The 19,680-nt window shown below is 67.0% G+C and carries 14 protein-coding genes; 4 read left to right on the top strand and 10 right to left on the bottom strand.

Going from position 1 to position 19,680, the window contains the following annotated elements:
* Positions 1–738: an RcpC/CpaB family pilus assembly protein gene (locus DXK94_RS12225; RefSeq protein ID WP_115525165.1), complete on the top strand. Its 738-nt coding sequence runs from the start codon at positions 1–3 to the stop codon at positions 736–738.
* Between the two features lie 38 nt (positions 739–776).
* On the opposite strand, the gene DXK94_RS12230 is transcribed toward DXK94_RS12225, so the two are convergent.
* The 7 genes from DXK94_RS12230 to DXK94_RS12260 all read right to left on the bottom strand — a co-directional run bounded on the left by DXK94_RS12230 (position 777) and on the right by DXK94_RS12260 (position 11,782).
* Positions 777–5,009, bottom strand: a complete 4,233-nt coding sequence (locus tag DXK94_RS12230) for a DUF4011 domain-containing protein (protein WP_115525166.1) — start codon at positions 5,007–5,009, stop codon at positions 777–779.
* A gap of 130 nt (positions 5,010–5,139) precedes the next feature.
* Positions 5,140–6,729, bottom strand: a complete 1,590-nt coding sequence (gene guaA / locus DXK94_RS12235; protein ID WP_079597375.1) for a glutamine-hydrolyzing GMP synthase — start codon at positions 6,727–6,729, stop codon at positions 5,140–5,142.
* Positions 6,730–6,836: 107 nt separating this feature from the next.
* Positions 6,837–7,340, bottom strand: coding sequence for a DUF3817 domain-containing protein (locus DXK94_RS12240; protein WP_115525167.1), 504 nt, complete (start codon positions 7,338–7,340; stop codon positions 6,837–6,839).
* Entirely contained in the window at positions 7,337–8,188 is an 852-nt protein-coding gene (locus DXK94_RS12245) for an SURF1 family protein (protein WP_115525168.1), read from the bottom strand. The genes DXK94_RS12240 and DXK94_RS12245 overlap by 4 nt, the downstream gene beginning before the upstream one ends.
* A gap of 79 nt (positions 8,189–8,267) precedes the next feature.
* A complete protein-coding gene (locus tag DXK94_RS12250; protein ID WP_079597378.1) occupies positions 8,268–8,756 on the bottom strand; it encodes a PTS sugar transporter subunit IIA in 489 nt (162 codons plus the stop codon).
* A gap of 40 nt (positions 8,757–8,796) precedes the next feature.
* Entirely contained in the window at positions 8,797–10,536 is a 1,740-nt protein-coding gene (locus tag DXK94_RS12255; protein ID WP_115525169.1) for a glycerol-3-phosphate dehydrogenase/oxidase, read from the bottom strand.
* Between the two features lie 109 nt (positions 10,537–10,645).
* Entirely contained in the window at positions 10,646–11,782 is a 1,137-nt protein-coding gene (locus DXK94_RS12260) for a GuaB3 family IMP dehydrogenase-related protein (RefSeq protein ID WP_115525170.1), read from the bottom strand.
* A gap of 109 nt (positions 11,783–11,891) precedes the next feature.
* On the opposite strand from DXK94_RS12260, the gene DXK94_RS12265 reads away from it, so the two are divergent.
* The 3 genes from DXK94_RS12265 to DXK94_RS12275 all read left to right on the top strand — a co-directional run bounded on the left by DXK94_RS12265 (position 11,892) and on the right by DXK94_RS12275 (position 13,785).
* Positions 11,892–12,536 carry a hypothetical protein gene (locus DXK94_RS12265; RefSeq protein WP_115525171.1) on the top strand — a complete coding sequence of 215 codons (645 nt, stop codon included), beginning with the start codon at positions 11,892–11,894 and terminating at the stop codon, positions 12,534–12,536.
* A gap of 3 nt (positions 12,537–12,539) precedes the next feature.
* Positions 12,540–13,151, top strand: a complete 612-nt coding sequence (locus DXK94_RS12270) for a hypothetical protein (protein WP_115525172.1) — start codon at positions 12,540–12,542, stop codon at positions 13,149–13,151.
* A gap of 88 nt (positions 13,152–13,239) precedes the next feature.
* On the top strand, positions 13,240–13,785 hold the full coding sequence (locus DXK94_RS12275; RefSeq protein WP_115525173.1) for a hypothetical protein: 546 nt from the start codon (positions 13,240–13,242) through the stop codon (positions 13,783–13,785).
* 16 nt (positions 13,786–13,801) lie between these two features.
* Here DXK94_RS12275 and DXK94_RS12280 read toward each other — a convergent pair whose 3' ends face one another.
* From DXK94_RS12280 to DXK94_RS12290, 3 genes are all read right to left on the bottom strand, one after another.
* Positions 13,802–15,661 (bottom strand): ABC transporter ATP-binding protein, encoded by a 1,860-nt coding sequence (locus DXK94_RS12280; RefSeq protein ID WP_115525174.1) that lies wholly within the window; start codon positions 15,659–15,661, stop codon positions 13,802–13,804.
* A gap of 135 nt (positions 15,662–15,796) precedes the next feature.
* Positions 15,797–17,308, bottom strand: coding sequence for an IMP dehydrogenase (gene guaB, locus DXK94_RS12285; protein ID WP_115525175.1), 1,512 nt, complete (start codon positions 17,306–17,308; stop codon positions 15,797–15,799).
* A gap of 227 nt (positions 17,309–17,535) precedes the next feature.
* A complete protein-coding gene (locus tag DXK94_RS12290; protein WP_395929256.1) occupies positions 17,536–19,608 on the bottom strand; it encodes an acyltransferase family protein in 2,073 nt (690 codons plus the stop codon).
* Positions 19,609–19,680: the final 72 nt, after the last annotated feature.

The following is a 19,680-nucleotide window of genomic DNA, read 5'->3' on the forward strand; positions in this document are numbered from 1 at the left end:
ATGCCTGCACACCCGTTTCGCGCCCGCCGGGACACCCCCCTGTTCCTCCACCGCAACCGGAGGCCCCGTTCTTCCGGCCGTTCCGGGACCAGCCGCCCGGCTGCGAGATTCGCGGGATGGCTGAGCCGCAACCGGCGCCTTGCCGTCGCACTGCTTCTGTGCGCGGCGGCAGCACTCACGGTCCATCAGCTGACTCCGGCACCGGTTTACACCGTGAGCGCACTGGCTGCCGCCCGGGACCTGCCTGCCGGGTCAGCCATGGCGGCGGCAGACCTTGCCCAAGTACAGGTGCCTCCGGGCATGCTGGCGGACGGGTTCCTCCGCGACCAGGCCGAGGCGGCCGGGAAACAACTGGCAGCTCCGCTACGCAAGGGCCAGTTGCTGACGGACGCCCAGCTGGTGGGTCCCGGCCTGCTGACGGGCAGCGCGCCGGGTTCAGCTGCCGTTCCCTTGAGGATGGCCGACCCCTCGTCCATCCAGCTGGTGTCCCCGGGCCAGCTGGTCAACGTGGTACTGACAGCAGCCAACGGCTTCGACCAGCAGGAACCGTCGGAGGTCCTTGCCTCCGGTGTGCCGGTGCTGTGGACGTCCACAAAGGGCGGCCAGGGCGGGCAGTGGCTCGGAACCCAGGAGACCGACGGCCTGATTGTGGTGGCCGCCGATGCGGCACAGGCAGCCCGGCTCGCCGGGGCGTCAACCAAGGGCAAACTGTTTTTCGTCCTGGTGGGACCTCCCTGACCGGCCGCAGAAAACTACTCCCGAGCTACCGCTCGGAGTCAGCCCCAGTGCGGCGGTTTCTGTTCCTTCAGCCAGGCGTCGTGGTCATCCTCGCGGTCGCCCCAGGCGCGGGGATCGTCTTCCGACGCCGTCCTAGGCAGGATTCCTTCGGTACCACCCTGCGCGGGCCCGGGAGCTGGAGCGGCCGCGGTGTCAGCCGATGCCGGCCCGCCGTCGGCAGCGCTGTTGTTCTTCTCTTCGATGGTCATGTGGCCCGCCTCCTTGCTGCTGTCCGTTTCACCCGGTACCGGCTCACCCTGCACCGGCTCACCCTCTACGGGCTCAATCCTGGCGTGCCCGCCGGCAGGCTGCCCAACCTGGGCGTCGGCCATGTCGCCGGCCCGGCGTCCTGAAGCCGGGCGGGTGGAATGCCTTACGTAGGAAACCGGGGCGGGCTGAGCGGCGTCAATATCATTGAGCGCCTGATCAACGTCGTCGTCAAGGAAACCGACAGACGCCGGCCGCGACGGAAGCGCCATCTTTTCCAGGCCCAGGTACCCTGCGATCCGGTCAGCGCAGGCTGACGGATCGGTGAACACCTCAATGGTCCACAGCGGCATGTACCGCCAGCCCAGGCGCTCCAGCAGCTGCGGCCGCAGCCGGCTCCGCTCCCGGACACTCATGGTGCGGTACTGTTCGGTGCCGTCGGACTCAATGGCCACAGGCCACGGGAGGTCGGCGTCGTCCTGGCCCATGGTGTTGAGTGGATCAGCGGCTGCCACCACATCAATGGCGCCGTCGTACTGATGCCACACCCGTGCACCGCGTGCACGCAGGCGGTCCCCCAGGTCCGCAACCAGCGGGTCTGCGCCAAGGGCCTGCTCGCTGGCCGCGGCGCGCGACGCGGGAGTGCCGAGATCGGTGTTGCCCGAAATCTCCCGGTCCAGGAGTGCGTACAGGTCCACGGCTCCGTGCGTCAGCCGGGTGTGGTCCAGGTCCTCCGGCCGGAAGCACGTCAGGACATGCATGGAGCGCCGGGCGCGGGTCATGGCCAGGGCAAACTTTTCGCGGCCTCCCTCGGCCGAGAGCGGCCCGAAGCTGTGCAGGGCACGCCCGTGCGGGGTCCGGCCGAAGCCCGGCGAGAAAATGACATGGTCGCGCACCAGGCCCTGCGCCCGTTCCAGGTCGACCACCCGGAAGGACTCGGGGCCGGCGCCGAAGAATCCGGCGAGGCCCGGATGGTTGGGCAGCTGGAGGCGGATGGACTCACCGATCCGGGCGGCGTGCCGCAGGCTGGCAGTGACCACGGCGAGGGAGGTACGCGGCCGCAGCCGTGCGTGCTCAAAGACCAGCTCCACCACCCGGTTGACTTCTGCCACCACGGACTCGACGCCTTCGTGGTCCGCACTGGGCAGCCCTGTTCCGTCCGGCAGGTATTCCACCAGCAGGGACCGGTCCAGCCCTGTGGCGGACTGGCCCTCCGGCAACCGGCGCAGGCCGCCGTCGTAAAAGTTCTTGCTCAGCTGCAGGACCAGGTCCTCGTCCACCGCACGGTAGACGAAGTTCAGCCGCCACACCGGCAGCACGGCCGACAGGGCAGTGAACGCGCTCTCAACGCGGTGGTGCGCCGACTCCCCCGGGGCCAGGCGTTCCACCCCGACGGTGAAGGTGCGCGGGCTGGCAATCCGGGAGTCGCCGAAGGCGATCACCTGGCGGGCGCGGGCGATGGACGGCAGGACGGCCTGCAGCGAGGTGGCTTCTGCGTCGAGGATGACCACCGCGTCAAAATGCTGTTCGGCCGGAAGCAGTCCGGTCATCAGGTAGGGACTCACGGACCAGACGGGAACCAGGGTCCCGATCAGGTCAGGCGCCTGTGCCGTCAGTGCCGGCAGGGACACCCGGCCGTCCTTGAGCAGGCTGCGCAGGAGGTCGGCCTGGCGGGGCTGGTCCGCGATGGCTGACCGCCACCGCTCTGCGAGGTCCCAGCGAAGACGTGCGGCGCCGCTGGCAATGTGCGCGTTGTCGGCCAGCCGGTACTCGGCTTCCAGTTGCCGGAGGGCATCGCCGTCGGACATCGCCAGGTAGTCATCGCCGCTGATCATCGCTTCGAGGGCAGACTGCCACCAGGCCAGTTCCAGCTCCGCTGCCACGGAGCCCGCGGGAACTTCCCGTTCGGCGAGGTCGGCCAGGAGCTCCCCCAGCCCGTGCTCGCGCATGTTCTCCACCAGGAGCGTGCGTTCCGGCAGGGTCTTGAGCGTGTCGCTGTCCGCCACCAGGCGCTCGAGGCGCTCCATGAGCTCTTCATAGCGGACGCGGGACAGTGCGCCGCCCGCTTCCGTGTGCTTCAGGGCCTCCCCCAGCTGGGTGAGCTGGCGGTCCAGTTCCCGGTACATCGCGTTCATTTCGGCGAGCCCCGAGGGAACAGCAGGATGCCTCTGGGTGGTGGCATAGCCGGCCCACAGTGCCCGCTGCTCCTGCACCAGCACCAGCGAGCTGTGAAGGTCGGCGATGTGGACACCCGGCCGGACGTATTCCTTGGCCACCCTGCGCAGGCGCGACCGCTGCATGGACGTCATCTCGATGCCGCGTTCCCGCCGCCATGCGGACGGAGCGGTAGCGGAGATCAGGTCAGTGACAGGCCTGTCGAAGATGTCCGGAGTGAACTTGTCCAGGCTCCCGCGGACGGCCACCAGCAGCTCGAGCTGTTCGCCCCACTCGGCGAAGGAAGCACCCAGCCGGATTTCCGCGTGCTCGGCGACGGCGTTCATGCGGTCCCGCAGGAGGGGCAGGCTCTTCTCCACGGCGCGGACAAGATCCTGGGCTTCCTCGGTTTCCTTGCGGGTGAGGAGCCGGGCGCCGTGCCACGGGCTGGTGGTGGAGGCTTTGCTGAAGCTGCCCAGCTCTGCCGCCCGGCGGAGCCTGCCGGCGAGCTCGTCGCGGTCGCGGATATTGTCCAGGACGCTCCGCTTCAGCCGCACGGTGGTGGCGGGGGCCGGATGGATGGACGTGAGCTCGGCCAGGGACTGCATGGCCTGGTAGGGCGAGCATCCCCAGCGCTGGCGGACGTTGTGCAGCGATGCCACATGGTCCATCAGGGCGTGGCGGTGTTCGGTCAGCGTGGTGTGCAGGTTCCCAAGCTGGGGCTCCAGGGACTTCTCGTTGCGGACGATGGCCCGCACCAGCTGGGCCTTCAGCTGCTGGGCCGTGACGTTCCCGGACAGCTGGAACAGGATGGACTCGAGGCCGAGGGACTCCAGCTGGCCGGAGACCTCGTTCAGGCTGGCGCGGCGGTCCCCCACCACCAGCACGGTCTTGCCGGCATCCACCAGGGCACCGATGGTGTTGATGGCGGTCTGCGTCTGTCCTGTTCCCGGGGGGCTGCTCACCACCAGGGAGTCGCCGGCGCGGGCGGCGTCGATGACGTACTGCTGGTCCGTGTCTGCGTCCAGCAGGAGGAGTTCGTCCTGGGGGTGCCTGCTGTCCAGGGGCGGGAAGCGGGACGGATCCGGTTCCTCGACGTCCACCACTTCGCCACCCGCGGCGGTGGCCAGGGCGGACACGAGCGGGTTGGTGTCGTTGATCCAGGGATCGTCGAGGTTTCCCGAGAGGTCAGCGAAGGTGGAAACCAGCAGGTTGTGCTGCGCCTCGGCTCCGTGGATGGGCCTGATCAGGGTGCCCAGCCGGTCCAGCACGGGCTGCGGATCGAAGCGGGCGGTGCTGTAGGCAAGGCGGGTGACGGCGTTGACGTCAAAAACGATGCCGTGCACATTTTTGAGGTGCCGCACCAGGGCCGGGTTGATGTGGGCCTGTTCGGTCAGCTGGAGTTCGTAGTCGTCCTCCCCCGGCCGGACGGTCAGGGAGATGGCCGTCAGCATCACCGGCGCCGAGACGCGCTGGGGCTTGCCTCCGACGGCGGATGTCCACACCACGGTGCCGGCGGAGAGGTAGCCGGCGTCGATCCCGCGGTCGTTGGCGAGTTCGAAGATCTTGGACCTGATGTTGCGCGAGGCCCTGGCAGCCACCACGTATTGCTGCCGGTCCCGGATGAGGGTGGACAGCCGGGTGCGGCGCCCGGCCATGAGCTGCGCCAGGCCTGAGGGGTGGGCGTGGGTCAGGTCGATGGAGCCTTCGGGGGTTTTGGTAAAGCGCAGCATCGTGTCTGCCCCGGTGACGGGTTTAAGCCCGGACAGCCATTTGCGAAGCTCTTCCGAGCCTTCCGGGTGGCCTTGACCAACTGACACTACTGCCTTCTTTTCTGCGTTTGCACGTGACGCCCTGGACCATACCGGCATAGGTTCGAGCGTAGCCGCTTCCTAGCCCGGACTGAGAGACCGCAACACTGCAGTGCCCTAATTTGCAGGAGATTTCACCCCGGAACAGCAGTGGCCGGCCTCCTTTGACGGAGGCCGGCCACTCAAAATGCTATTCCCACTCGATGGTTCCCGGCGGCTTGCTGGTGACATCGAGCACCACGCGGTTGACGCCTTCTACCTCGTTGGTGATCCGGTTCGAGATCCTGGCCAGGAGCTCGTAGGGAAGACGCGACCAGTCAGCCGTCATGGCGTCCTCGGAGGAGACCGGGCGGAGGACGATGGGGTGGCCGTAGGTGCGGCCGTCGCCCATGACGCCGACGCTGCGGACGTCCGCCAGCAGGACCACGGGCATCTGCCACACTTCGTTGTCCAGCCCGGCGGCGGTCAGCTCGGCGCGCGCGATGGCGTCCGCCTTGCGCAGCAGGTCCAGCCGCTCCTTGGTGACTTCACCGACGATGCGGATTCCCAGGCCGGGGCCGGGGAAGGGCTGGCGTCCGACGATTTCCTGCGGCAGGCCGAGCTGGGCACCGACGGCGCGGACCTCGTCCTTGAAGAGGGCGCGCAGGGGTTCCACCAGTTCGAACTGGAGGTCCTCGGGAAGGCCGCCCACGTTGTGGTGGCTCTTGATGTTGGCTGCACCTTCCCCGCCGCCGGATTCGACGACGTCCGGGTACAGGGTGCCCTGGACCAGGAACTTGATCTTCTCGCCGTGCGCGGCGGCCTCGGCGATGATGGCCAGTTCCGCTTCCTCGAACGCGCGGATGAACTCGCGGCCGATGATCTTGCGCTTGGTTTCCGGGTCGCTGACGCCTGCGAGGGCGGACAGGAAGCGTTCCTGCTCGTTCGCGACGTAGAGCTTCACGCCGGTGGCGGCAACGAAATCGCGCTCCACCTGCTCCGCTTCGCCTTCACGCAGCAGGCCGTGGTCCACAAAGACACAGGTGAGCTGGTCACCCACGGCGCGCTGGACGAGGGCTGCTGCGACGGCGGAATCCACGCCGCCGGAAAGGCCGCAGATGACGCGGGCGTCGCCGATCTGCTTCCGGATCCGCTCCACCTGCTCCTCGAGGATGTTGCCGGTGGTCCAGTTGGGTTCGATCTTGGCGCCCTTGAAAAGGAAGTTCTCAAGGACCTGCTGGCCATAGGCGGAGTGCTTGACCTCCGGGTGCCACTGCACGCCGAACAGGCCCTTTTCCTCGTTGGCGAAGGCAGCCACTTCGGCGCCCGCCGTCGTCGCGAGGACCTCAAAGCCGTCCGGCGCCTCGTGGACGGAGTCGCCGTGGCTCATCCATGTGTTCTGGTGCTGGGGCATGCCCTCAAGAACGGAACGTCCCTCGCCCAGGATGGTGGTTTCCGTGGAGCCGTACTCCCGCAGCCCGGTCTTGTCCACTTTGCCGCCGAGGGCGTTGGCCATGGCCTGGAAGCCGTAGCAGATGCCGAAGACGGGAACGCCGGCTTCAAAAAGGTCGGCACCCACGCTCGGAGCGCCGTCGGCGTAAACGCTGGACGGGCCGCCGGACAGGATGATGGCGGCGGGGTTCTTGGCGAGGAGCTGCTCGGTGGAATAGGTATGCGGAACCACTTCCGAATACACATTTGCTTCCCGGACGCGGCGGGCAATCAGCTGCGCGTACTGGGCACCGTAGTCAACAACCAGCACCGGCTTCTGGGAAGTCTGGGATGCAGTGGGAGTAGTCACCGTAATAGCCTACTTTGCGCCGTTGCACCGGCGCACCTTGAGAGGCCGTGCTGTGACGCACCAAACGTTGGCGGCACCGCAGAGGCGCCCGGACGCGGGACCGCGGTTCAGTAGCGCTGCGGCGCCTGCGGGTTGGCTGCGAGCTCGGCCTCCACCTCGGCGTGGAACTTCTTCTCCACGATGAAGGACAGGAACGGAACCACGCCGCCCAGCGCCAGCAGGATCAGCTTGAGGAACGGCCAGCGCATGAGCGCCCACAGCCGGAAGTTGGAGATCAGGTACACCACGTACATCCAGCCGTGCACGATGAGGACTGCGACGGAGAGGTTGACCCCGCCCAGCACGCCGTGGGGTTCAGCGTCCGCAAAACCGAAGCCGAAGGGCTGGCCGGTGACCGCGTTGGTGCCACCCGCGAACAGGTACTGCCCGAAGCCGTAGCGGGCGATCAGCTCGGCGCAGAGCAGCAGCAGCATAGCACCGGTGAGGTAGGCCAGGACTTTGTAGAACTTCAGGGCTGAGCGGATCTGGGCCTCGGTACCGCCGAAGCGGCGCTTCTTGCCGGCCGTCTTGCCGGTGGCCTGCGTGGGGGTGGCCGGTTTTGGATCGATCATGGCTGTACCTTTTGCTGGTTCTGTTCAGGGTGCTGGGGCTGCTCTGGGGAGATGGCATCGTGCTCTTCGTCGAGGATGTCCTCGAGGTCCCGGTGGTAGTCGTCCTTGACCAGCCGCCACCAGATGAAGAGGGCGAAGCCGGCGAACACTACCCACTCCAGGGAGTAGAAGAGGTTGAGCCAGTTGATCTGCTGTGCTGGAGGCTGGGGGCCGATGTTCAGTGGCAGCAGGTCGCCCGGCACAGCGGCGGGGCTGACGTCCGCTCCCCCGGCCACCTCGGCGGTGGCGGCCACGAAGCCCGGGTAGCTGCTGACTTCCCAGTAGTTGATCAGTTCCGCCACCGAGACGGCGGTGGCCTCCCCGGATGCGGGTGCCTTGCCGGGCAGCGGGGCTTCGGAGGGCAGGAGCCGTCCGGTCAGCTCGATAACGCCCGACGGCGGTGCTGCCGCGTCACCGGGTTCCGCCACCCAGCCGCGGGCCACGGGGATCCACGTCCGGGGCGAGGCGGCGGCGCCGCTCAGTGCCGGGGCTCCGTCGACGGCGAAGGCGGAGACAACCCAGTAGCCGGTCTTTCCGCCGTGCAGCCGTCCCGGGACCAGGACCTGCTTGTCCGGGTCATAGGTGCCCTGGGCACTGACCATCTGGTCGGCGTCGGTCCCGTGGAAGAATTCGCCCGGCTGCAGGGTGTCCGTCAGCGGCTGGACCTGCTCAGTGGCGGGGTTGATCGGCACCTCGGGCGATGTGGAGCGCCCGAACTGCCACTGGCTGAGCAGCACGAAGACCCCGGAAATGGCGATCGCGAAGACGAAGCCTGCGATCCATCGGGGCTTAAGGGCAGTTTTCCACACGTCTTAACCGTACTTCGTACTTCTGTAGAACAACTAAACGCCGGCCCTGGAAGGTACCCTCGGCCGGCCCGGTACCGGCTCAGTGGTCGAAGAACACCAGGCTGGAGTTGATGAGTTCGGCGATGACCTCGGCGTCGTAGGCGCGGCGCAGTGACTCGCGGAACGATTCCTTGGACAGCGACCGGGCAAGGGTTGCCAGGACCTCAAGATGGTCGGAGAACGAACTGGCCGGGGTGGCGATGAGCAGGATCACGGTGGCAGGCCCGTCCGCCGCGCCGAAGTCCAGCGCGTGGCCGTACTTGGCGATTCCTACGGCGATGGACGTGCGGGAGACGAACTCACTGCGGGCATGCGGCAGGCCGATGCCGCCCGGCAGTCCGGTTGCCAGCTGGTGTTCCCTTGCGTTGACGTGTTTGAGGAACCCCTCCAGGTCCGAGACGCGCCCGGCGGCGAACAACCGCTCTGCCAACTGCGTGGCGGCGTCGGCCTTATCGGATGCCTCAAGTTCCAGGATCACCATCTCGGGGGTGGTGAGGTCGGCATCATACGGGTCAAGTGGTTCCGCCAAGGCGTATCCCTTCGGTCAGCAGTGCTGGGCTATCAGCCCCTCAGCGCAAGGGCACGATGTCTTCCACGCCCAGGCGGGCGGCGTCTGCGGATTCGTCGTCCGGCTGTTGCTGGCTGAGGCGTTCGGCCTCTACACGCGCAATGTAGTGCCGGACCTCATTTTCACGCTGTGCGTCGCTCCAGCCAAGGACGTCACCCATCAGTTTAGCGACAACCGGAACGGCGGACACACCCCGGTCCCAGGCCTCGATGGAGATCCTGGTCCTCCTGGTCAGGACGTCATGGACGTGGCGGGCACCCTCATGGGTGGCGGCGTAGACGGCCTCGGCTTGGAGATAATCGTCCGCGCCCGGGATCGGTTCCGCCAGGGACGGGTCCTCTTCGATGATGGCCAGCACCTCGGGCGTCATGGACCCGTACCGGTTGAGCAGGTGTTCGATCCGGGCCACGTGCACACCGGATTCCTCCGCCGTGCGGTTGCGCCGGTTCCAGGCGGCCCTGAAGCCCTCGGCGCCGAGCAGCGGGATAGTTTCCGTGCAGCTGGGCGGAACCCGTTCGTCCATGGTGCGGGTTGCCTCGTCCACGGCGTCCTTGGCCATGACCCGGTAGGTGGTCCACTTTCCGCCGGCCACCACCACGAGGCCGGGGACGGGGTGGGCCACCACGTGTTCGCGGGACAGCTTGGCGGTGGAGTCGTTTTCGCCGGCGAGCAGGGGCCGCAGCCCGGCATACACGCCCTCCACGTCTTCCCGGGTGAGCGGCCGCTTGAGGACCTGGTTGACGTGCTCAAGGATGTAGTCGATGTCCTTGCTGGACGCCGCGGGGTGGGCTTTGTCCAGGTTCCAGTCGGTGTCGGTGGTTCCGATGATCCAGTGCCGGCCCCAGGGGATGACGAACAGCACGGACTTCTCGGTCCGCAGGATCAGCCCCACGGTGGACTGGAACCGGTCCCGCGGCACCACCAGGTGGATGCCCTTGGATGCCCGGACCTTCAGCTGGCCGCGATCCGTCACCATGGCCTGGGTTTCATCCGTCCAGACCCCGGTGGCGTTGATGACCTGCTTGGCGCGGATGTTGAACTCCGTTCCGTCCTCGCGGTTGACCACCTTGGCCCCCACCACCCGTTCGCCCTCGCGCAGGAAGTCCACCACGGCCATCTGGTTCACGGTGTGTGCACCGTAGTAGGCAGCAGTCCGGATGAGGTTGGCAACGTACTTGGCGTCATCCACCTGGCCGTCGTAGTACCGGATGGACCCCACGAAGGCATCGTTTTTCAGGCTCGGGGCGGCCCGCAGGGTGCCGCGCCTCGTGAGGTGTTTGTGGAAGGGAACACCGCGGCTGTGGCCGCTGGAAATCGACATGGCGTCGTACAGCGCGATGCCCGCGCCCACATAGGGCCGCTCGATGAAGGGCTTGGTCAGCGGGTAAAGGAAGGGTACCGGGCGGGCGAGGTGGGGCGCCAGCTCGGAGAGCAGCAGTCCGCGTTCCTGCAGGGCTTCCTTGACCAGCCCGAAGTCGAGCATTTCGAGGTAGCGCAGGCCGCCGTGGATGAGTTTGGAGGACCGCGAGGACGTGCCGGCTGCCCAGTCGCTCGCTTCAACAATGCCGACGCTCAGCCCGCGGGTCACGGCGTCGAGGGCCACTCCCGTGCCGACGATGCCGCCGCCGACAATGAGGATGTCCAGTTCCTGGCCAGGCTGGGAGGTGTCCCGGAGCCGCTGGATGGATGCTTCCCGGGCTGCCGGGCCGAGGGCTCCTCCGTTTGCAGGAACAGTCTTCATTGAACGCCTCCAGTGCCACTCGTGCCGGTCGTAAAACCACAGTACTTGCTTGCAGCACGCTTGGGCAGGCTGGCCAGGGGCATGTGCAGCCCCTGGCCAACCGCAGGCATCAGTTCCCTGAGTAAGGGGAAACGACGACGTCGACCCGCTGGAATTCCTTCAGGTCCGAGTAGCCGGTGGTCGCCATGGAGCGGCGGAGCGCGCCGATGAGGTTGGACGTTCCGTTGGTGTGGTGGCCCGGGCCGAAGAGGACTTCCTCCAGCGGTCCGACGGTCCCGACGTTGGCGCGGTCGCCGTGGGGAAGTTCCAGGTGGTGGGCTTCCTGGCCCCAGTGCCAGCCCTTGCCGGGGGCCTCTTCGGCGCGCGCCAGCGCGCTGCCCAGCATGACGGCGTCGGCGCCCATCGCGATCGCCTTGACGATGTCGCCGGAGGTGCCCATGCCGCCGTCGGCGATGACGTGCACGTAGCGGCCGCCGGACTCGTCCATGTAGTCGCGGCGGGCGGCCGCGACGTCGGAAATGGCGGACGCCATCGGCGAGTGGATGCCCAAGGCGCGGCGGGTGGTGGTGGTGGCGCCGCCGCCGAAGCCGACCAGCACGCCGGCTGCACCGGTGCGCATGAGGTGGAGCGCGGGCGTGTAGCCGGCGGCGCCGCCCACGATCACCGGAACATCCAGCTCGTAGATGAACTGCTTGAGGTTCAGGGGCGCGTGGTCCTTGGACACGTGCTCGGCGGACACGGTGGTGCCGCGGATGACAAAGATGTCGACGCCGGCGGCGAGGACCGTCTTGTAGTGCTCCTGGGTGCGCTGCGGGGTGAGGGAGCCGGCAACGGTGACGCCGGCTTCGCGCATCTCGGCGAGGCGTGAAGTGATCAGTTCAGGCTGGATGGGTGCCTTGTACAGTTCCTGCATCCGTCCGGTGACGGCAGGGCTGTTGGTCTCGTCCTGCAGCGCGCCGATCTCGTCCAAAATGGGCTGCGGGTCCTCGTAGCGGGTCCAGAGGCCTTCGAGGTCCAGGACGCCCAGGCCGCCCAGCTTGCCCAGGGCAATTGCAGTGGCCGGGGACATGGCGGAATCCATCGGCGCTGCGATGACGGGCATGCTGAACTGGTAGGCATCGATCTGCCAGGAGACGGAGACGTCCTTGGGGTCGCGGGTACGACGGTTAGGGACGATTGCAATGTCATCCAGGGAGTAGGCACGACGCCCACGCTTGCCACGGCCGATCTCGATCTCGTAAGTCACTGCTCTAGGTTATCCCAGCCGTCCTGCTGTTCCGGGACCATGGCAGCTGTCCGCAGGACTCAGTAACCTGAGGTCAACGCCTATAGCAAGGAGCTGGCCTTCAGCCGCCATGACAAGTCAACCCCTTTACCACGCCCGGCCCGCCCATCCCCTCGAGTACTGGCTCTCCCCCGACCTGGCCCGGGTGAGCCAACCCAACGCACCGTCCCGATTGCGGCAACTGGCCGACGCCCAGGGCACCGTGGCAGCAGGCTGGAGCAGCGCGATCGCCGGCGGACCTGTCCTTGCCTTGGCCGGCGCGTTCTACTCAGCTACGTCAGGTAATCCTGCCGCCCTTGCTGTCCTCGGCCCCTTGGGTGCAGCCCTGGCGGCGCTCGGCCTGTTCTTCTGGAAGCGGGTACGCACAACGCTGCCCAATACCGATAAGAGCCTCATTACCCGCGGACCTGGATCAGCCCGGGGCGGCATCGTCATGGTGTCAGTACTGTCGGCCATCATTGGCGGGATCCTCTTGACGCCCCTGCCGGCGGCCGCTGACAGGGGAGAGGGCACTGTGCTGGTACTGGCCGGCACCTTCCTGCTGATCGTGGCCCTCCTGGTGGCCTGCATCCTCGTCCCCTCCGTGGTACTGGGCCGGGCACGGCAATCCTTCCGGCTGCGGATCCAATCGAACCCGGAACTGCGCAGCGCTGTGGAACAGGACCTGGCCGTGTGGCGCGATCCCTACGGCAATGCCGGCTACGGTCCGCTCTGAAACATGGTTAACCGCTGGATTTTTGACGGGCACATTGCCGGCATCGGCACCGCCTCCGGTCTCCGGGCCGTAGCAGGGATCTGGCAGCACTCCCCTTTCGGAGCCTTCGCGGACGTTATGCTCCAGCAGCCTTCCGGGCACCGGCTGCTGTTGGCGCCCACCGGGGAAACGGCTGACTTCATTTCGACCACCTATAGCTTCGACGAAGTCCAGGTTCTGGACATGTCAGCGGAGCTGGACCGTCATCGGCTCACTGTCGACGCCGGGCCCCTGGTGATCCGCGCGGAAGTAGGAGGCAGAACCTTGCTGGGGACCGCGCTGCGGGCAGTCCCGCGGCGCCTCGCTGTGCATCCGCGGTGGCTGAGCAGCGTCAGCCCGCTGGCGGCTTTAGCCGCCCCGGGTGCCCGCACGTTCGGCACCGCCGGCAATGGCAGGCGCGAGTATTACGGGGTGAGCGACCTGCACCACGTCACCTCCGCCGTCGTGACCTGGGCAGGGTCCGACGCCGGGACCCTGGCGCCCATCCGGTCGGCGGTGACGTTTGGGTTCAGCAGTGTCCCGCCGCGTCCCAGCCTGGCGCGGGTGCGCACCACCGTTCTCGACGGGCGGCCCTGAGGGGACAAGTCCCCATCGCCCCGGTTTGAAAAGTGAAATAAGTTTGTCCAGGACTGCTGGACCGCTGCGAACAATATTGGGGGAAACTTTGGCGCCAGGATTTTATGGGGCTGATAGCGATGAGCTCCGGACGCTGTCCCGGGGCAGCCTTGATGCACCGGAATTTGCACTGGGATACGCGCACCGCCGCGCCCGGGTCTTCTGGTTCTGGTGGATGGGAATCATCTTCGCAGTACCCGGCGTGGCGCAGGCAGCCGCATTGGCAGCAACGGGTCAAGACCCGGAAAACGGCCTGATACTCGTAGCCTTCGGCCTCGCCACGTCCGGGATTGGCTGGCTGTTGGCAGTGGGTCCCCGCTTCACCCGCAAGCCTCCGCGCCCGGCAGATGACGTGGCCCGCACGGAACAGTACATCCGCGTTGTTCCAAGTTCCGCCGTCACCATGGTTGTCATCATGCTGGTGGTCGTCGCAGCTTTGAGCTTCCTCACGCCCAAGGGGACATCCCCCGAGGCTCTTCCCATCTCGGCAGTCCTGGCCGTCTTTCCCCTCCCCGTTGCGGCAGGCATGCTTTACTCCAGGCACCTGCACCGTAACCGTGACCGGCTCTATACCGCCTGGCTGCGGCTCCGCTGACCCTGGTTCTGCAAGATCAGACGCCTTCGGCTTCCTCTACGCTGAGCTGGGATTCGAACATCCGGAAGTAGCGGCCGCGGAGCGCCACCAGCTCCCGGTGCGTGCCCTGCTCCACGATCCTGCCGTCTTCGAGCATGTAGACGATGTCCGCCTTCTCAATGGTGGCCAGGCGGTGGCTGATGGCGATGATGGTGCTGCTGCGGTCCGCGAAGAGCCGGGTGAAGATCCGGTGTTCGGCGAGGGCGTCGATGGCTGATGTTGGTTCGTCCATCACCATGAACGAGGCGTCCCGGTAGAAGTTGCGGGCCATGGCCAGGCGCTGCCACTGGCCGCCGGACAGTCCGCTGCCCTTCCGGCCCCGCGGGTCCTCCATCCAGTTGCTGACGTGGTTCTCCAGCCCGTTCGGCAGCTTGTTGATGAAGTCGAGGGCTTCGGCGTCACCTGCGGCCTTTCGAATCCGCGCGTCGTCCCTGGGTGCGTCGACGTCGCCGAAGTAGATGTTCTCCGCGGCCGTGGCGAACTCGTACTTGAGGAACTCCTGGCTCAGCACCGCCAGGTGGCGGTGCCAGGAGGTGACATCGACGGCGGCGAGGTCCACGCCGTCGAGCATGACCTGCCCTGAGTCTGGCCGGTACAGGCCGGCGAGGATGCGGATCAGCGTGGATTTTCCGGCACCGTTCTCCCCCACGATGGCGATGTGCTGGCCTTCGCGGATGGTCATGCTGATCCCGCGGATCACCTCGATGTCACTGCCCGTGTAAGTGAAGCGGATGTCCTTCAGCTCCACCACTTTCGGGGGTCCCAGCAGCGGAGGTGCGTGCTCGGAATGGACCGGCAGGGCCATGAACAGCTCGTAGTCCTTGAGGTTCGCCAGATCCTCGTCGATCGAACTGAGCGAGGACACCAAATTGTTGGCGGTGGACAGGGCCCGGCTGACGATCTGCTGGACGTAGAGGAACTGGCCCACCGGCTGCGCCCGGGCGATGATCTGCCCCACCACCCAGATCAGCGAAACCACCTCGGCGCCGTACTGCAGGGCGTCGGCGGCCAGCTGTTTAGGGATGTACCGCCGCTGGAAATCAAGACGGCGGCGCTCGTCCGCGTCCCGCAGCCGCGAGCGGAGGTCCATCAGGAAGCCGACGATGCCGTAGAGGCGCATCTCGGCAATGTGCTGCGGCCGGAGGAGGTTTTGTTCGATCATCCGCCGCTGCCGCCGGGAGTCCACCTGGGTGTTCCAGTGCGCAATCTGCTCCCGCGACAGCTTGAACTGCAGGTAGACGCTGGGCACGATGGCCACCAGCACAATCACGGCGATCCACCAGCTGACCAGGAGCAGGGCGCCGACGGCGAGGATGACCGAGACCAGCTGCGTGAAGATCGCCGCGATCCGGTCCAGGACCCGCGCGTAGGAGTCGGAGAACCGCTTGGCGCGGTCGTAGAGGTCCACGGTTTCTTTGTCGTCGTACCGCCAGAACTCCAGGGCGAGGAACCGTTCGTACATCTGGTCCCCGACGATGGCGCCCACCTTGAAGCTCATCAGTTGCTGGATGTAGCGGTCAACGCTGGTGAAGGCACCCCAGAAGAGGCCAAGCGCGGCGGTGATGATGACGTACACGATGGCCAGCTGCCCTGCACCGGCGTCCCCTGAGTAGGCGGCCGCGAGTGCCGTGGTGGTGAGGGCCGCAAAGTAGGTGGTGACCAGCGGAAGCACGGCCGAGATCAGCGAACCGAGCACCTTCATGACCACCGCGCCAGGTGACGCGCGGAAACTGACCCGGAGGACCTGTGCGACCGCGCGGGCATAGGGCCGCAGGGCAAGGCGGCGTGAGGGTTCCCGCTTGGGGATCAGTTCCGCCGGATGGCGTGATGGGGGCATGGCTTCAGCCTAGTTGCGGCAGACGCCTGCGGTTGAGCTTGCCGAAATGGGTTTCGACAAGCTCAACCATCGGCTGGGCCCACGGCGCCCGGGTTCCCTGGCCGCAGCGAAGCAAGGTCAGGGAGGCGCCGGGGATTAGCGCGAACCGTAGTTCGGCGCCTCGACCGTCATCTGGATGTCGTGCGGGTGCGATTCCTTGAGCCCGGCCGGGGTGATCCGGACGAACTTGCCCCGGGCCTTGAGCTCGCCGATGGTGGGCGCGCCCGTGTAGAACATGGTCTGGCGGAGACCACCCACCAGCTGGTAGGCCACCGACGCCAGCGGACCGCGGTACGCCACGCGCCCTTCGATGCCTTCCGGGATCAGTTTGTCGTCACCGGACACGTCCGCCTGGAAGTAGCGGTCCTTGGAGTAGGACGTGTTCTTGCCGCGGGACTGCATGGCACCGAGGGAGCCCATGCCGCGGTAGGACTTGAACTGCTTGCCGTTGACGAAGATGAGCTCGCCCGGCGACTCGTCGCAGCCGGCCAGGAGTGAACCAAGCATCACGGTGTCGGCGCCGGCAACCAGCGCCTTGCCGATGTCGCCCGAGTACTGCAGGCCGCCGTCGGCGATCAGCGGAACACCGGCAGGGATGGCTGCCTTGGCGGATTCGTAGATGGCGGTGATCTGCGGGACGCCCACGCCGGCCACCACGCGGGTGGTGCAGATGGAGCCCGGGCCCACGCCCACCTTGATGCCGTCGGCGCCGGCGTCGATCAGGGCCTGGGCGCCTTCACGGGTGGCTGCCTGGCCGCCGATGATGTCCACATGGGCCGCAACAGGATCGGACTTGAGGCGGCGGATCATGTCCAGCACGCCCTGGGAGTGGCCGTTGGCAGTGTCAACAAAGAGGGCGTCGACGCCGGCATCAACAAGTGCCATGGCGCGCTCCCAGCCGTCCCCGAAGAAGCCGATGGCGGCACCCACACGGAGCCGGCCTTCGTCATCCTTCGTGGCCAGCGGGTACTGCTCGGCCTTGGTGAAGTCCTTGGTGGTGATCAGGCCCTTGAGCCGGCCCTGCTCATCAACGAGGGGAAGCTTCTCAATCTTGTTCGTGGCCAGCTTGTGCGAGGCTTCCTCGCGGCTGATGCCCACGTGCCCGGTGACCAGCGGCATTTTGGTCATGACGTCGCTGACCAGCCGCAGCGGGAAATCGGACTCCGGGACAAAGCGGGTGTCGCGGTTGGTGACGATGCCGAGGAGGCGGTTTTCCTCGTCCACCACGGGCAGGCCGGATACCCGGTACTGGGCGCACAGGTTGTCCAGCTCCAGCAGCGTTGCTTCGGGACGGATGGTCAGCGGGTTGGTGATCATGCCCGACTCGCTGCGCTTGACGCGGTCCACCTGGTCCGCCTGGTCGGCGATGGACAGGTTGCGGTGCACCACGCCCAGGCCGCCCTGGCGTGCCATGGCGATGGCCATCCGTGACTCGGTCACGGTGTCCATGGCGGCGGACAGCAGCGGGGTCTGCACGGTGATCCGCTTGGAAATCCGCGAGGAGGTGTCGGCCTCGGACGGAATGACGTCCGTGTGGCCCGGCAGGAGCAGGACGTCGTCGTAGGTCAGGCCGATGAAGCCAAAGGGGTTGTGTTCGGGCTCGGTCATGAGTGCGCCTCTTACCTTGGTTGCTGGGGCGGGCAGGGGTTGCAGCCGATGACCAGCCCGTCATTACGGAACTGGCCTGTGCAGAAGATGGGGACACCGCGATGAACGGCGTTCCGGGGCAGAAAGTGTTGAGTAAATATTAGAACCTCCGCGCCGATCCCCCTATTCCACGGCTGCAATGTGAGCAACCGCACGGCCCGGGCTGTGCAGGCCGGGCCAGCGGCGGCTCAGCTCCAGCCCGTGGCGGCCAGCAGCCGCTGCTCGAACATGGGGATCATGCTTTCCACATAGGTCCGGGTCAGATGGTTGTCGTCCTTGTAGACGTAGACGTTCCCCACCACGGCCGGGCAGACTCCGCGGGCGCAGATGAAGTCGCTCAGGTCCATCAGGTGCAGGCCGTCGAGTTTGCCCCGGTAGCTTTCCAGGGGTGAAGGCTCCACGAGTGACTCGCTCAGGGCAGGGTTGCATTCGGGCGCTTCGGCACCGTTCCGCTGGACGCACTCGGGCATGTTGAACGTGAAGCGCGGGTTGTCCCGGATGCCCACCACCTCGATGCCTGCCTCGGTGAACGGGCGGACGCCGTCCAGGTAGCCGGGAACTTCGGTTTCGAACGGTGCCTCTTCGTGGGTCAGCGAGGCCACGGTGAAGACCGCATCCGGCCGGTGTTCCAGCACGTACGCGGCGCTGGCGCGGTTGTAGGCGTTGCATTCGGCATTCCTGGTTTCCGACTCGGCCCCGAACCGGCAGGCCGGCATCAGCAGGGTGACCAGTTCCCAGCCCCGGGCTTCAGCGATGGGTGCCAGCGCGCCCAGGTACTGCTGGGAATGGGAATCACCGAGCACCACAATCCGCTTGGTGGCACCTTCATCAGGGACCGCCTGCCGGCACCCTTCCAGGATGGGGTCGGCGGTGGCGTTCGCGCCCGCGCAGGGGGCGTGGATGCCGGCCCAGTCATTGTCCAGCGCGGACGGGCCCGGAATGATCTTCGCGTCGGGGGCGGGCAGGGCGGCGTTTTCCGGGCTGAGTGCCGCGGCCCCGGGCGTGAGCTCGCGCGGCTGCGCCGCCGTCGCTGCTTCCTCTGCCGTGAGCGTCGTCTGCCATACGGCCACGGGTCCGGCAAGGACGGCACCGCAGGCAACAATGACGACGGCGGTGCGCCACGCCCGCAGTTTGGGCCAGTGCCAGTCGCGCAGCGGCTTTTCCACGAAGCGCGTGGTGAGGACGGCAAGCACGATGGAGGCCCCGACGATGGCCAGGCCCTGGACAAGGTTGGGCGCCTCGACGCCGGTGGCGGCGAGCGCCAGCACCAGGACCGGCCAGTGCCAGAGGTACAGCGCATAGGAGTTGTCGCCCAGGGCCACGGCCGGCTTGCTGCCCAGGAAGCGGTCCACGCCAAACCGGCTGCCGGTCTGTCCCGCCACGATAATGGCGGCCGCCGCCAGGGTTGGCCACAGCGCCACGAAGCCGGGGAACGACCGGTCCACCGTCAGCAGCAGGCCGCAGGAGACCATGGCCGCAAGGCCCGCCCAGCCCAGGGCCACGCGCAGGGCCCGGCCGGGTTTGAGGTACGGCAGTGCAAGGGCGAGCAGGGATCCCAGGGCGAACTCCCAGAGCCTGGCCCGGGTATCGAAGTAGGCGTATGCCTGGTTGGTGGCCGTCTGCTCCACGGAGTATGCCAGCGAGACCGCGAAGACCGCGCCGAAGGCCAGCGCCAGCAATCCCCGGTAGGTCAGTACGCTGAAGGCCGGCATGCGGTGCAGCAGCGCCAGCAGGACCGCGGCGCCGGCGAAGACCAGCGGCCACAGGATGAAGACCTGGCCCTGGATGGACAGGGACCAGAAGTGCTGCAGCGGGCTGGCGCCGGCATGGTCCTGCGCGTAGTAGTCCACAGCGGTGTTGGCGAGCACCCAGTTCTGGCTGTACAGCAGCGAGGCCCACGCTTGGTCCAGCACCTGCGGCCAGCGGCTTTGCGGAATGATGAGCCACGTCCCGGCCAGGACGCCGAGGATGACAACGACGGCGGCCGGCAGCAGCCGCTTGAACAGGTGCAGCCAGTGCCGCAGGAGGTTGAGCGGGGTGCCGGCTTCGACCTTCCGGACGAAGGACAGGGTGAGCAGGAAGGCCGAGATCAGGAGGAAGATGTCCACTCCGCCGGACACCCGGCCAAGCCACACGTGGTAGGCCACCACCATCAGTACTGCGAGCGCGCGGAGGCCCTGGACTTCGGGACGGAACGTGGGTTTCCGGCGGGAGCCGGCAGTGTCCGCCGGACGGCCCGGTGCAGCCTCTGTTCGCGCAATCAACACAAATGACCCCTCAAAACCGGCTGGCAAAAACATCAAGCCTACGGGCCTGCTGCGCCGTATGCCCAA

The sequence above is a fragment of the Arthrobacter sp. RT-1 genome, from assembly GCF_003367205.1.
In the GTDB taxonomy this organism is placed as follows: Bacteria; Actinomycetota; Actinomycetes; order Actinomycetales; family Micrococcaceae; genus Arthrobacter.

What these genes read in the sequence shown, in the direction of transcription:
- DXK94_RS12270 (WP_115525172.1), top strand. Translation starts at nt 12,540, where the DNA reads ATGGTTAACCGCTGGATTTTTGACGGGCACATTGCCGGCATCGGCACC.
- DXK94_RS12255 (WP_115525169.1), bottom strand. Translation starts at nt 10,536, where the DNA reads ATGAAGACTGTTCCTGCAAACGGAGGAGCCCTCGGCCCGGCAGCCCGG.
- DXK94_RS12265 (WP_115525171.1), top strand. Translation starts at nt 11,892, where the DNA reads ATGACAAGTCAACCCCTTTACCACGCCCGGCCCGCCCATCCCCTCGAG.
- guaB (WP_115525175.1), bottom strand. Translation starts at nt 17,308, where the DNA reads ATGACCGAGCCCGAACACAACCCCTTTGGCTTCATCGGCCTGACCTAC.
- DXK94_RS12225 (WP_115525165.1), top strand. Translation starts at nt 1, where the DNA reads ATGCCTGCACACCCGTTTCGCGCCCGCCGGGACACCCCCCTGTTCCTC.
- DXK94_RS12280 (WP_115525174.1), bottom strand. Translation starts at nt 15,661, where the DNA reads ATGCCCCCATCACGCCATCCGGCGGAACTGATCCCCAAGCGGGAACCC.
- DXK94_RS12230 (WP_115525166.1), bottom strand. Translation starts at nt 5,009, where the DNA reads ATGCCGGTATGGTCCAGGGCGTCACGTGCAAACGCAGAAAAGAAGGCA.
- DXK94_RS12240 (WP_115525167.1), bottom strand. Translation starts at nt 7,340, where the DNA reads ATGATCGATCCAAAACCGGCCACCCCCACGCAGGCCACCGGCAAGACG.